The organism is Phycicoccus avicenniae (assembly GCF_050496545.1).
Classification (GTDB): domain Bacteria; phylum Actinomycetota; class Actinomycetes; order Actinomycetales; family Dermatophilaceae; genus Phycicoccus; species Phycicoccus avicenniae_A.
In genome coordinates, this window is the sequence record NZ_JBNVZV010000021.1 from 37,834 (window position 1) to 50,878 (window position 13,045).

Here is a 13,045-nt window from a genome sequence, read left to right on the forward strand (position 1 = left end):
ATGACACCACCCGGCCGTCGGCCCGGCCCCCTACGGTGGGGCCATGGCCTCGCGCAAGGGTGAGTTCGGGGAGCCCGTCGTCCTCGACGTCGACGGCTTCGACGTGCGCGTCTCCAGCCCCGAGCGGGTCTACTTCCCGGCGCGCGGCGAGACCAAGCTCGACCTCGTGCAGTACTACCTGTCGGTCGGCGACGGCATCGTGAACGCCCTGCGCGAGCGACCGTGCATGCTGCACCGCTTCCCCGACGGCATCGCGGGGAACAAGGTGCACCAGAAGCGGCTCCCGCGGGGCGCGCCGCCCTGGGTCGAGACCGTCCGCCTGCACTTCCCGCGCTACGGCCTTCACGCCGACGAGCTGTGCGTCACCCGGCTCGCCGACGTCGCCTGGGCCTGCCAGATGAGCACCGTCGAGTTCCACCCGTGGAACAGCCGGCGCGCCGACACCGAGCAGCCCGACGAGTGGCGCATCGACCTCGACCCGATGCCCGACGCCCCCTTCTCGCGCGTGCGGCGGGCCGCGCACGTGGCGCACGAGGTCCTCGACGAGCTGGGGGCGGTCGGCTGGCCGAAGACCAGCGGCGGCCACGGCCTGCACGTCTACGTCCGCATCGCCCCCGTCCACGGCTTCCCCGACGTCCGGCGTGCCGCCCTGGCCTTCGCCCGCGAGGTCGAGCGGCGGCTGCCCGACGACGTCACCACCACGTGGTGGCGCAAGGACCGCGACCCCGCGGCCGTGTTCGTCGACTACAACCAGAACGCCCGCGACCACACGATCGCGGCCGCGTACTCGGTGCGCGGCAACGAGATCGGCACCGTCTCGGCCCCGCTGCGCTGGGACGAGGTCGACGACGCCGAACCCAACGACTTCACCATCGCGACGATGCCCGCCCGCTACGCCGAGCTCGGCGACCTCCACGCCGGCATCGACGACGCCGTCTTCGACATCGCGCCGCTGCTCGAGTGGGCCGAGCGCGACGAGGCGGAGGGCGCCGAGGTTCCGCCCGAGCCCGAGGACGACACCGGGAAGCCCTGATGGACCTCGTCATCCCGCCGGGACCCGGTGTGCCGCAGGGCATCACGATCCCGGCCGCCGACCTCGTCGAGCGCTTCTCCCGCTCCTCCGGGCCGGGCGGCCAGGGCGTCAACACCGCCGACAGCCGGGTCGAGCTCGAGCTCGACCTCGCGGCCACCCCGCACCTCACCGAGGCGCAACGGCGGCGGGCGCTCACCGCCCTCGGGACGCGGCTCGTCGACGGCCGGCTCGTCGTCGCCGCCTCCGAGCACCGCCAGCAGCGCCGCAACCGCGTCGCGGCCCGCGACCGGATGGCGGCGCTGCTGCGTGAGGCGCTGGCCCCGCCGCCGCCCGCCCGGCGGGCCACCCGGCCGACCCGCGGCTCGGTGCGCCGACGGCTCGACGCCAAGCGCCGGCGCGGGGAGACCAAGGCCGCGCGCGGGCGCCCGTCCCCCGAGGCCTGACCTGCGCGATTCGGCCATCCGGCGGGCCCGGGGTTACGGTCGACGGGTTTGTCCAGAGGAAGGCCCCCGATGTCCGTGACCACCCGCACCGCCGAGAGCAGCCGCGCCGATCGCGGCTTCCTCGGCCACCCGACGGGGCTCTCGACCCTGTTCTTCGTCGAGCTGTGGGAGCGCTTCAGCTACTACGGCATGCGGGCGATCCTCCTGTACTTCCTCGTCGACACCGCCGCCAACGGCGGGCTCGGCATCGACGAGGCCACGGGCACCTCGGTCGTGGCGATCTACGGCTCGGCCGTCTACCTGCTCTCGGTCCTCGGCGGCTACGCGGCCGACCGGCTCGTCGGTGCCCGGCGCTCGACCCTGTACGGCGGCGTCGTCATCATGGCCGGCCACGTCTGCCTCGCCGTGCCCGCGACGCCGACCGCGTGGCTGGGCATCGCCCTCGTCGCGCTGGGCACCGGTCTGCTCAAGCCGAACATCTCGGCCATCGTCGGGCGCCTCTACGCCACCGACGACCCGCGCCGCGACGCCGGCTTCTCGATCTTCTACATGTCCATCAACCTCGGCGCGCTCTTCTCGCCGCTCGTCGTCGCCTTCCTGCGCGACCGCTACGGGTACCACGCCGGCTTCTCGGCCGCGGCCGTCGGGATGGGGGTCGCGCTCGTCTGGTTCGTGATCGGCCGGCGCACCCTGCGCGGTGCCGGTGACGACGTGCCCAACCCGCTCGGCGCCGACGACCGCCGGCGGCTTCCCCTGCTCGCGCTCGGCGCGGTCGTGGCCGTCGCCGTCCTCGTCGCCCTGGCCTCGACCTGGCGCGACAGCGTGCTGCTGGCCGTCATCGACGCCATCTCGATCCTCGCGATCGCGACCCCGGTCGCGTACTTCGTCGTGATGTTCCGCAGCCGCAAGGTCGACGCGCAGGAGCGCACGCACCTCGCGGCGTACATCCCGCTGTGGGTCGGCGCCGTCGTCTTCTGGATGATCTTCGAGCAGGCCGCGGGCAAGATGGCGCTCTTCGCGCAGGAGCGCACCGTCACCTCCGTCGGTGGCGTGCAGGTGAACCCGGAGTGGTTCCAGTCGGTCAACCCGCTCGCGATCATCGCGCTCGCGCCGCTCTTCGGGCTGCTCTGGGTGAAGCGGGCCGGGCGCTTCCCCTCGACCCCGATGAAGTTCACCATCGGTGTCACCCTCATCGGCGTCTCGGCGCTCGCGATGGCGTGGGCGTTCGCCACGTACGAGGGCAACACCTCGCCGGTGTGGGTCCTCGGCGGTGTCTTCGTGCTGCAGACCGTGGCCGAGCTGTTCCTCTCCCCCGTCGGGCTCTCCGCGACGACCCGCCTCGCCCCGACCGCGTTCGCGAGCCAGGCGATGGCGCTGTGGTTCCTCGCGACGGCGGCCGGCCAGGCCGTGGCCGCGCAGCTCATCACCGCGATGAGCGGGCTCGGCGACACCGCCTACTACCTGGTGAACGCCGCGATCACCCTCGCCGTGGCGGCCGTGATGCTCGCCCTGGTGCCGTGGGTCCGCAGGCGGATGGCGACCGCCGAGGTCACCGCCGCCCGCTGAGCCCTGCAGGGGACCGCGCGCGGGGTCCATCGACCGAGGGGCCCGACCGGCCCGACGACCTCCTCGGCACAGTCCTGACCGGACCCTGACCTTCTCTCCAGGAGATCCCGAAGGTCGGCCCGCAGGGTGGGGGCCATGGCGAGCGACCGAGCGAGTGCGTCCCGGGCCCTGCGTGCCCTCGGGTTCGGCGGCCCCGCCGAGGTCGTCGACGAGGTCGTCCGGGCCGGCGTCCCCGACTGGGCCGAGTCCTCGCTGGCCGCGGCGCGCGCCCAGGGGCCCCGCGCGGCACCGCCGTCGGTCGGCGGCTCGGAGCAGCTCCCACAGGGCGCCGACCGCGAGGAGCGCCGGGCCGTCCGGAAGGAGCAGCGCGAGGAGGTGTCGGCCCTCGTGCGGTGGTGGCTCACCGAGATGGCGACCACACCGCACCCCGTGCTCGAGAGGGTGACCTTCGGCTGGCACGACCACTTCGCCACCTCCGCCGTGAAGGTCCGGGACCCCTCGTTCGTCCTCCGGCAGAACGAGACCCTCCGGCGGCTGGCCCTCGGGGCCTTCGGCGACCTCGCCCACGCCATGGCGGTGGACCCCGCCATGCTCGTGTGGCTCGACGGCGTGCGCAACACCGCGAAGGCACCCAACGAGAACCTCGCGCGTGAGCTGATGGAGCTGTTCTGCCTCGGCGGGGGCTACACGGAGTCCGACGTCAAGGCCGGCGCCCGAGCGCTCACGGGGTGGGTGTACGCGCGACGCTCCGGGCAGGTGACGTGGTCGCCCGACCGGCACGCCGACGACCCGGTCACGCTGTTCGGGCGCACGGCGCGACTGGACACGACGGGCTTCGTCGATGCCGTCCTCGCCCGGCCGGAGTCCGCGCCCTTCGTCGCCACGCGGTGGTGGGGTCGCGTGGTCTCACCCGAGCCGCCCGACGCCGCAGCCCTCGACCGGGTGCTGACCGCAGCCGGGGAGGCCCGCGACACCGCAGCCATGCTCGCCGCGATGGTGACGGAGGAGGCCTTCGCCTCCTCCCGCGGAACCCTCGTCGCCGAGCCGGTCCCGTGGACCGTCACCGCCCTCCGGTGCCTGGCCATCGAGCCGGACGAGGACCTGCTCGCCCGGGTGGTCCCCGCCCTCACCCGGCTGGGCCAGCAGCCCTTCCGTCCGCCGAGCGTCGGCGGGTGGCCCCGGGGGCGGGCCTGGCTGAGCACCAGCGGCCTGACCCAGCGAGCGACCCTAGCGCGCGTCCTCGCCGACCGAGCGGACCTCGCGCCGGTGACCTCGACGACGCGGGCGAACCGCGTGGAGGCCGTGGTGAGGATGCTCGGCCTCGCCGAGGTCGCCCCAAGGACGACCGACCACCTGTCCACCCTCGTCGACGACCCCCGCGCCCTCGTCGCGGCGGCCCTCGTCTCTCCCGAGAACCTGGTGATCTGATGCCTCGCCCTCCGTACGACCCGTCCAAGCCGCTCGACGGGCTCACCCGGCGGTCCCTGCTCCGCGCGTCGGGAGTCGTCGGCACCGGCGCACTGCTCGCCGGTGGAGCCGGAGTGGGCCTGCACCAGCTCCTGGCCCGGGGCTCCGAGGACGGCGGCCCCCGGGGCACCCCGATCCTCGTGCTCGTCACGCTGTACGGCGGCAACGACGGCCTGAACACCGTGGTGCCCTACGCCGACCCCGCCTACCGGGCCGCGCGACCCGAGCTGGCCTACGGTGCCGAGGACGTGCTCCGGCTCGACGACCGGTTCGGTCTCAACCCCGCCCTGAAGGGACTGGCCGAGGCCTGGGGCCAGGAGGACCTCGCGATCGTCCACGGCGTCGGCTACCCGCGGCCCGACCGCAGCCACTTCCGCTCCATGGACATCTGGCAGACGGCCACCCCGGAGTCACCCTCGACGCAAGGGTGGCTGGGCCGATGGCTCGACGCGGAGGACGGCGACCCGATGCTCGCCGTCAGCCTCGGCGAGACCCTGCCCCCACTGGCCGTCGGTGCGCGCTCGACCGCAGCAGCGCTGAGCCTGCGCACCGGGCGCGCACCGGGCGGGGTCGGCCCGGTGGTGCGCGGCTTCGCCCCGGCCGACCCCGGCGACCCACCCGCGGCGGCCGAGGCGGCCGCGGCGTGGAGTGCGCTCGGGCGGTGCGAGGAGGCCTTCTCCCGCATCCGCTCGACCGCCGGCGACGAGGAGGAGCCCGATGCGGGCGAGACCCCGGCGACGGGCACCGGGGGCAACGGCTCGTCGGTCGGGACCCAGCTCGACCTCGTGGCCCGCTGCATCCGCGCCGGGGTCCCGACCCGCGCCTACGCGGTGTCGGACGCCGGGTACGACGCACACACGCAGCTGCGCAACCAGCAGGAGTTCCTGCTCGGTCGGCTCGACACCGCGCTCGGTGGCTTCCGCCGGGCCCTGGCCGACCACCCACGCCGTGACGACGTGGTCGTCGTGGTCCACTCCGAGTTCGGGCGTCGCGTGCGAGCCAACGCCAGCGAGGGGACCGACCACGGCACCGCCTCGGTCGTGCTCGTCCTCGGGTCCGGGGTGAACGGCGGCCACCACGGCGAGCCGCCCTCGCTCACGGACCTGGACGACGGCGACCTGCGGGCGAGCACCGACTTCCGCTCGATCTACGCGGAGGTGGCCGAGAAGGTCCTCCGGGTGGATCCCGCACGGGTCGTCCCGGAGCCGAAGCCGGCCCTCGGCATCCTCGTCTGACTCGCAGGGACTCAGGCGGGGATGCCGTCCACCAGCCGCAGAACCTCCTCGGCGCAGCCCCACGAGAGGGTGACGCCGGCGCCGCCGTGGCCGACGTTCGTCACGACGGGGCGACCGTGGTGCTCACGCACCCGCAGGTCCACCGCCGCGGCCACGGGACGCAGCCCCACCCGGGACCCGAGCACCTCGGCGTCGCGCAGCGCGGGGACGGCCTCCCGGCAGCGCGCGACGATCGCGGCGTGGACCGCGGGGTCGGGCTCGTCGGACGCGTCCGGCACGTCCGTCCCGCCACAGACCACCCAGCCGGGGTGCGGGAGGACGTAGGTCATCCCGCCGCGGGCGTCGTCGTCGACCAGCCAGCGGTCGACCCCGGGGTTGGCGAGCAGCGCCACCTGACCGCGGGAGGGCGTCACGTCCAGGCCCGGCAGCAGCTCGGCGGCGCGCAGCCCGGTGGCGAGGACCAGGACGTCGTCCTCGAGCTCGTCGAGGTCGCCGACCCTGCCCGTCACCACGTCGACTCCGGCTGCGGCGCAGCGCTTCTCGAGCCAGTCGAGGTGGACCGGCATGGCGACGAGCGGCAGCCGCGCCACGACACCGGACGGCGCACCCGCGGGCAGCTCGTCGGGCCGGGCGTCGCGCCACCCGCGCACCCCCTCGGTCCACCAGCGGTCGGGGCCGGTGCGCTCGACCAGCACGCCCTCGCGCAGCGCCACCCCGCTGCCGGGGTCGTCGGCGAGCGCCGTGAACCGCTCGAGCGAGACCAGGCCCCACGCGACGACCCGCTCGCGCGGCTCGACGTGGTACGGGAACCACAGGCCACCGGCGACCGCCGAGACCGTGCCCGCGGCCGGGACGTCGCGCACGCACCGCACGTCGTGCCCGGACTCGGCGAGCCGCAGCGCCGAGGTCAGACCCACGACGCCGCCACCGACCACCGTCACCCGTGCCACGGGCCCATCGTCGCCACGGCGGGCCCGCGACGGCGCTCGCCACGCCGGGCGCCCGTAGGGTCGGCCCATGGAGCACCTGGACCCGCACCCGGTCACCGGCGAGCCGCTCCCCTCCCCCGTCCCGCCCGGGGCCGGCTGGCCCGGCGACCCGGCCCACGCGGACACCCCCGTCGCGACGACCGCCGCCCGGGTCCGCCGGCTGGCGGCGGGCGCGGCGGACGTCCCCGAGCTCCAGGCGCGGATCTCGGTGTGCCGGGCCTGTCCCCGCCTCGTCCGCTGGCGCGAGGACGTGGCGCGCACGGGACGCCGGGCGTCGTTCGCCGACCAGCCCTACTGGGGGCGCCCCGGCCCGTCGTTCGGGGACCCAGAGGCCGAGGCGCTGCTCGTGGGGCTCGCCCCCGCCGCCAACGGCACGAACCGCACCGGCCGGATGTTCACCGGCGACTCCTCCGGTGACTTCCTCTGGGCCGCCCTGCACCGCACCGGTTTCGCCGCGCTGCCGACCTCGGTGGCGGCCGGCGACGGGCAGGCCCTGACCGGGCTCCGCATCGTCGCGGCCGTCCGGTGCGCACCCCCGGCGAACAAGCCGACCCCGGCCGAGCGGGCCGCCTGCTCGCCCTGGCTGGAGCGCGACCTCACCCTCGCCGCCCCGCGGCTGCGGGCGGTCCTCTGCCTCGGCTCGATCGGGTGGGACGCCGCCCTGGCCGCCGCCCGCGCCCTCGGGTGGGAGGTGCCTCGCCCGAAGCCGCGGTTCGGGCACGCCGCCGAGGTCGCCCTGACCACGCCCGACGGACGGTCGGTCCGGCTCGTCGGCTGCTACCACGTCAGCCCCCACAACACCTTCACCGGACGCCTGACGCCGGCGATGCTCGACGAGGTGCTCGTCGGCCTGCGCGCGTAACCCGTTGGCCCGCAGCGGCTCGCGTCGCTACCGTCGACGGATGATCGCCCTCGCCACACCCCACGCCCGGATGCAGCGCTCGTACCTCGACGCGCACGACGAGTTCCTGGCCGTCGGCGAGGGCCACCGCGACGGGGACGGCGTGTGGGTCGAGGCGCCCGAGGGCGACTACGCCGGCGTCGAGTTCACCCGCGAGGAGCTCGAGACGCCGGAGGGCTTCGAGCGGTTCGCCGCGCACCGCCGCGACCAGGCCCGCGAGGACGCCCCCCGCACGCCCGGCCACGTCCCCTGCACCTTCTTCTGGGTCGTCGACGACGCCGAGCCCACGACCTACCTCGGCTCGCTCTCGATCCGGCAGCGGATGACGCCGTTCCTCCTCGAGGTCGGCGGGCACATCGGCTACTCGGTACGCCCGTCCGCGCGCCGGCGCGGTGTCGCGACCGCGGCACTGCGCCTGGGCCTGTCCGAGGCGGCGGCCCTCGGCATCGACCCTGTCCTGCTCACCTGCGACGTCGACAACGAGGGGTCGCGGCGGGTCATCGAGGCGTGTGGTGGCGTGCTCGAGGACGTCCGGCACCTCAAGCGCCGCTACTGGCTCACCGCCGGCCCCTGAGGCCGACCTAGGCTGGCGGGATGAGCGACCGCCACGGCCCCAGCCTCGTCGTCCCCACCACCGGCGGCGCCGGTGTCCTCGTCGTCGAGGACCGCCCGGCACCCGACCCCGGGCCCGGCCGGGTGCTCGTCGAGGTGGCCGCCGCCGGCGTCAACTTCATCGACGTCTACCAGCGCGAGGGCGTCTACCCGATGGACCTCCCCTTCGTCGCCGGCAACGAGGGAGCCGGGACGGTCGTGGCCACCGGCGAGGGCGTCGAGGGGCTCGCGGTGGGTGACCGGGTCGCCTGGTGCGGGGGCCTCGGCAGCGCCGCCGCGTTCTCGGAGCAGCCCGCCGACGAGCTCGTACGCGTGCCCGACGACGTCGACCTCGACGTCGCCGCCGCCGCGATGCTCCAGGGCCTCACCGCGCACTACCTCGTCACCAGCAGCTTCGCCGTCTCCGAGGGCACGGTGGCGCTGGTGCACGCCGCGGCCGGCGGCGTGGGGCAGCTGCTCGTCCAGATGGTCCGGTCCCGGGGCGGCGTGGTCGTCGCGACGGCCGGTGGGCCCGAGAAGTGCGGGACCGCGGCCGCGCTGGGCGCGGACCACGTCATCGACTACCGGGCCGTCGACGACCTCGCCGCGGCCGTGCGCGAGGCGGCCGGGCGGGGCGTGGACGTCGCGTACGACGGCGTCGGCAAGGACACCTTCGACGCCTCGCTCGCCGCGCTGCGCCGACGCGGCACCCTCGTGCTCTTCGGTGGGGCCAGCGGCCAGGTGCCGCCCTTCGACCTCCAGCGGCTCAACGCCGGCGGCTCGCTGTTCGTCACCCGCCCGAAGCTGGCCGACCACGTGGCCGACCGCGACGAGCTCGCGTGGCGCTCGCGCGAGGTGCTCGGCGCGATCGCGGACGGCTCGCTGCGGGTGAGCGTCGGCGGGCGGTACCCCCTGGCCGAGGCCGCGCAGGCCTATCGCGACCTCGAGGGCCGGCGCACCCAGGGCAAGCTCCTGCTCCTCCCCTGACCCGGGGCTCCACTTCTGGCGGGGTCAGCTGCCGCTGGTCCAGAGGACGGCGACGGCGGCGTTGAGCACGGCCAGCGCCCCGGCGGCCGTGACGAGCTGCGGGCGCTCGCCCTCCCCCTTGCGGGCCTTGCCGGCGGCGATCTCGGCGCAGGCCGCGACGGCGACCGCCACGACGAGCTTGACGCCGATCTTCGCGTGGTTGACCGGGTCGTCGCCGGCTTCCAGGATCCCCACGAGGAGCAGCCCGGTGACGAGCTGGGCCCGGGCGCCCCAGACGAGCGCCGGCGTGGCCGCACCGCGGGCCACGAACACGGCGCTGCCGATGATGGCCGCCATCCCGAGGAGGTGCAGCAGGACGAGGACGTGCTCGACGAACTCCATGGCGACAGCGTAGGGGCAGCCCGCTCAGACCAGCCGGCGGCCCATCGCCCACGCGGTCAGCTCGTGGCGCGAGGAGAGCTGGAGCTTGCGCAGCACCGACGACACGTGGGTCTCGACGGTCTTGACGGAGATGAAGAGCTCCTTGGCGACCTCCTTGTACTGGAAGCCGCGGGCGATGAGGCGCATCACCTCGCGCTCGCGCGCCGAGAGCCGGTCGAGCTCCTCGTCGACCTCGGCGATCTCGCCGGCCGCCGCCCCGAAGGCGTCGAGCACGAAGCCGGCCAGCCGCGGCGAGAAGACCGCGTCGCCGTCGGCCACCCGCCGGATCGCGGTCACGAGGTCGCGGGCGTTGATGGTCTTCGTGACGTAGCCGCGCGCGCCGGCCCGGATGACCGCGATGACGTCCTCCGCGGCGTCGGAGACCGACAGCGCGAGGAAGCGCACCGGCGCACCGGAGGCCGTCTCGACCCCGGCGCATCCCCGGATGACGTCGCCCCCGCCGTTGCCCGAGCCGCCGGGCAGGTGCACGTCGAGGAGCACGACGTCGGGGGTCTCCTTGCGGATCACGGCGATCGCGCTGTCGACGTCGGGGGCCTCGCCGACGAACTCGCACACCGCTCCCCCGCCGGCCATCGCCTCGGTGAGCTCGGCGCGCACGCCGGTGCGGAACATCCGGTGGTCGTCGACGAGGACGACGCGGATGGGCGCCGGCGTGGCCGGGGTGCCGGGACTGGTCATGGTGCTTCTCCTTCGATGGGCGGCAGGCGCAGCTCGACCTCGGTGCCGTCCTCGCGCTGCCGGATGCGGGCCGCGCCGCCGTGGCGCTCCATCCGGCCGAGGACGGACTGGCGGACGCCGAGGCGGTCCTCGGGGACGGTGTCGGGGTCGAAGCCGGCGCCGCGGTCGCGGACGAACGCCTCGACCCCGGTCGGCCCGATCTCGACGTAGGCGGTGACGGGCGGGGCCCCGTGCCGGACGGCGTTGAGCAGCGCCTCGCGCATCGCCCGGGACAGCGCGGCCCCGTGCTGCTCGAAGGGCCGGTCCCCGGTGACGACGAGGTCGACGGGCACGCCGTGCAGGTCCTCGACCTCGTGGGCGACCTCGGTGACGGCCGCGGCGAGCGAGGACTGCGAGCCCTGCGGCCCGTCGTAGAGCCAGGTGCGCAGCTCGCGTTCCTGGGCCCGGGCCAGCCGGGTGACGGCGGCGGGGTCGGCGGACTGGCGCTGGATGAGGGCGAGGGTCTGGAGGACGGAGTCGTGGAGGTGCGCGGCGATGTCGGCCCGCTCGGTCGCGCGCGCGGCCGCCACCTGCTCGCGGCGGAAGTCCGCCCAGAGCCGCACGGCCCACGGCGCGGCCAGGATGAGCGCCCCGACGAGCACGGCGAGCGCGGCGAGCACGGCGTCCCAGAGGACGCTCACCGAGCTGCCGCGGGTGACGAGGACGAGGATGCCGACGAGGGCCAGCACGGTGCCGATGGCGACGCGCGCCCAGCCCATCCCGTCCCGGCCGCCGGTCAGCCAGCGCGAGCGCTGCGCCTGGTCGAGGTTGGACCAGGCGACGACCGCGCCGACGCCGATGACGAAGAGCGGCAGCAGCACCGAGCCGCGCACCGAGACACCGATGCCCGGCAGGAGGAGGAAGCCGCCGAGGAGGACGAGGACGAACCCGGCGACGAGCAGGACGCTCCACCGCCGCCGCTCGGACCACGGCCGGGGCGGCACGGGGCTGACGCCCGCCTCCCCCTCCGGCGTCAGCGCCCAGAGGAACACGTACGCGGCGACGCCGGCCCCTCCCGAGAGGGCCAGCACGACGAAGGCCAGCCGCACGAGCCGGCGCGAGAGCCCGAGGTGGCGGGCCACCGCGTCGCAGACCCCGGGGGTCCATCCCGCCTCGCGCACGCGGACGAGCCCGGGCCGCAGGGACGCCGGGGTCGGCGGCGGGCCGGGGCGCACGCGGGTCGCGGGCTCGTAGGGAGTGGGCACACCCCCATCCTGACGCACGCACGACGGCGCGCACCCCTCTCCCGGGGTCCGGTCAGGGGGTGCTCAGGGTCGACCCTCATGGCGGGGTCCGCCCGCCCGGCACGAGAGTGTGTGCCATGACGGACACCTCCACCTCCCAGCCGCCGCCCGCCCCCGGCGGCCCCGGCCTGCTCGACGAGAACCTCGCCCGGCTCCGCGGCCTCGGCGTGCGGCGCGACAGCGACCGCCGCTGGTTCGGCGGCGTCTGCGCCGGCCTCGCCGCCCGCTTCGACGTCGACCCCCTCCTCATCCGGGCCGCCGCGATCGCGCTCACCGTGGCCGGCGGCGTCGGCATCCCGGTCTACCTCGCCCTGTGGCTGCTCCTCCCGGACGGCCGCGGCGAGATCCTCGCCGAGCGCGCCCTGCGCCAGGGCGACGCGTGGGCCATCGTCCTCGTCGTCGTCACCGGCGTCGTCGTCCTCGGCGGGCTCGTCTCGCTCAGCACCGGGGGTGACGCGTGGGGTGGCTCGTTCTGGCTGCTCCTGCCGGTCGCCCTCGTCGTCTGGTTCCTCGCCACGCGCAGCCGCGCCCCCGCCCCGTGGCCGGGCGCCCCCGCCTACCCCCCGCCCCCACCGCCCGGAGGAGCCCCGATGTCCGCCGCCCCCACCTCCCCGACCGGTCCGGCCGCCGGCTACCGCTACCCGCCCGCGCCCTACGGCGCCCCCGTCGCCGGGCCCCCGCAGGCCCCGCCGGCCGGCCCCCCGCCCGGTCCGTACGGCGGTGCACCGGTGCCGCCCGTCCCGCCGCGGCCGCTCGCCCCGCCGCCCCCGCCCGCCCCGCGGCGCCGGCGCCCCAGCGGCTTCACCGGCCTCGCCACGCTCGGGATGGTCATCGTCCTCGTCGGCCTCGGCGTGGCCCTCGCCGACCCGATGGGGTTCGCCGGCGAGCCGGCCGTCCTCGGGCTCGCCCTCGCCCTGGCCGGTGCCTCGGCCGTCGTCCTCGGGCTGGCCCTGCGGGGTCGGGCCTCGGGCTTCAGCGGCTTCCTCGTCATCGTCCTCGGCCTGAGCACGGTCTTCGCGACCCTCGCGTCCCACAGCCCCGCGACCAACGGCGTCGGGGACCGGGTCTGGTCACCGACGACGACCACCCTCCCCGCCACCTACCACCTCGGGGTCGGCGACGCCACGCTCGACCTGGGCGCCCTCGCCGGCCTGCCGGCTCCCCCGAGCCCGGCGAGCATCGACGTCAGCGTCGGCGCCGGTGGGCTGGAGGTGCTCGTCCCGGAGGGGCTCACCGTGCGGGTCGAGAGCCAGGTCGGGGTCGGCGACGTCACCCACGAGATCGAGGACCCCACCGGCGGCCGCGCCACGGTCGAGAACCGCTCCGGCACCGACTACCGCCAGGTGGTGACCGTCGGCGACGGCGCCCCGGCCCTCGTCGTCACGACCGACGTCGGCATCGGCGACATCACGATCATCGAGGAGAGCTGAC

At 75.8% G+C, this 13,045-nt stretch carries 13 protein-coding genes; 9 read left to right on the plus strand and 4 right to left on the minus strand.

All coding sequences use genetic code 11. The features are described 5' to 3' along the window. The first annotated feature begins 43 nt into the window (after positions 1–43). From ligD to ACQZ2A_RS16085, 5 genes are all read left to right on the plus strand, one after another. A complete protein-coding gene (gene ligD / locus ACQZ2A_RS16065; RefSeq protein ID WP_430213186.1) occupies positions 44–1,033 on the plus strand; it encodes a non-homologous end-joining DNA ligase in 990 nt (329 codons plus the stop codon). Then, positions 1,033–1,476, plus strand: a complete 444-nt coding sequence (gene arfB, locus ACQZ2A_RS16070; RefSeq protein ID WP_430213189.1) for an alternative ribosome rescue aminoacyl-tRNA hydrolase ArfB — start codon at positions 1,033–1,035, stop codon at positions 1,474–1,476. The genes ligD and arfB overlap by 1 nt, the downstream gene beginning before the upstream one ends. 69 nt (positions 1,477–1,545) lie before the next feature. After that, on the plus strand, positions 1,546–3,042 hold the full coding sequence (locus ACQZ2A_RS16075; protein WP_430213192.1) for a peptide MFS transporter: 1,497 nt from the start codon (positions 1,546–1,548) through the stop codon (positions 3,040–3,042). Between the two features lie 135 nt (positions 3,043–3,177). Next, positions 3,178–4,470, plus strand: a complete 1,293-nt coding sequence (locus ACQZ2A_RS16080) for a DUF1800 domain-containing protein (protein WP_430213195.1) — start codon at positions 3,178–3,180, stop codon at positions 4,468–4,470. Further along, positions 4,470–5,744: a DUF1501 domain-containing protein gene (locus ACQZ2A_RS16085; protein WP_430213197.1), complete on the plus strand. Its 1,275-nt coding sequence runs from the start codon at positions 4,470–4,472 to the stop codon at positions 5,742–5,744. The genes ACQZ2A_RS16080 and ACQZ2A_RS16085 overlap by 1 nt, the downstream gene beginning before the upstream one ends. An 11-nt stretch (positions 5,745–5,755) precedes the next feature. Here the strand turns inward: ACQZ2A_RS16085 and ACQZ2A_RS16090 are convergent, their stop codons facing one another. After that, complete coding sequence (locus ACQZ2A_RS16090) at positions 5,756–6,694, minus strand: NAD(P)/FAD-dependent oxidoreductase (protein ID WP_430213198.1); 939 nt, start codon at positions 6,692–6,694, stop codon at positions 5,756–5,758. Between the two features lie 67 nt (positions 6,695–6,761). On the opposite strand from ACQZ2A_RS16090, the gene ACQZ2A_RS16095 reads away from it, so the two are divergent. Genes ACQZ2A_RS16095 through ACQZ2A_RS16105 form a run of 3 tightly spaced genes read left to right on the plus strand, consistent with a single transcriptional unit; the run spans position 6,762 to position 9,212 of the window. Then, positions 6,762–7,595: a uracil-DNA glycosylase gene (locus ACQZ2A_RS16095; protein WP_430213200.1), complete on the plus strand. Its 834-nt coding sequence runs from the start codon at positions 6,762–6,764 to the stop codon at positions 7,593–7,595. A gap of 40 nt (positions 7,596–7,635) precedes the next feature. After that, positions 7,636–8,208 (plus strand): GNAT family N-acetyltransferase, encoded by a 573-nt coding sequence (locus tag ACQZ2A_RS16100; RefSeq protein WP_430213202.1) that lies wholly within the window; start codon positions 7,636–7,638, stop codon positions 8,206–8,208. A 20-nt stretch (positions 8,209–8,228) separates the two neighbouring features. Further along, positions 8,229–9,212, plus strand: coding sequence for a quinone oxidoreductase family protein (locus ACQZ2A_RS16105; RefSeq protein ID WP_430213204.1), 984 nt, complete (start codon positions 8,229–8,231; stop codon positions 9,210–9,212). A 24-nt stretch (positions 9,213–9,236) separates the two neighbouring features. Here the strand turns inward: ACQZ2A_RS16105 and ACQZ2A_RS16110 are convergent, their stop codons facing one another. From ACQZ2A_RS16110 to ACQZ2A_RS16120, 3 genes are read right to left on the minus strand one after another with little or no spacing between them, the layout of a single operon-like run. Then, positions 9,237–9,593: a hypothetical protein gene (locus ACQZ2A_RS16110; RefSeq protein ID WP_430213206.1), complete on the minus strand. Its 357-nt coding sequence runs from the start codon at positions 9,591–9,593 to the stop codon at positions 9,237–9,239. Positions 9,594–9,617: 24 nt separating this feature from the next. Beyond that, complete coding sequence (locus ACQZ2A_RS16115; protein WP_430213208.1) at positions 9,618–10,331, minus strand: LuxR C-terminal-related transcriptional regulator; 714 nt, start codon at positions 10,329–10,331, stop codon at positions 9,618–9,620. Beyond that, the gene (locus ACQZ2A_RS16120; RefSeq protein WP_430213210.1) at positions 10,328–11,575 is read right to left on the minus strand and encodes an ATP-binding protein; all 1,248 of its coding nucleotides are present in this window, start codon (positions 11,573–11,575) and stop codon (positions 10,328–10,330) included. The genes ACQZ2A_RS16115 and ACQZ2A_RS16120 overlap by 4 nt, the downstream gene beginning before the upstream one ends. A gap of 116 nt (positions 11,576–11,691) precedes the next feature. Between ACQZ2A_RS16120 and ACQZ2A_RS16125 the strand changes: the two genes are divergently transcribed. Continuing rightward, a complete protein-coding gene (locus ACQZ2A_RS16125; RefSeq protein ID WP_430213212.1) occupies positions 11,692–13,044 on the plus strand; it encodes a PspC domain-containing protein in 1,353 nt (450 codons plus the stop codon). The last annotated feature ends 1 nt before the right edge of the window (position 13,045 follow it).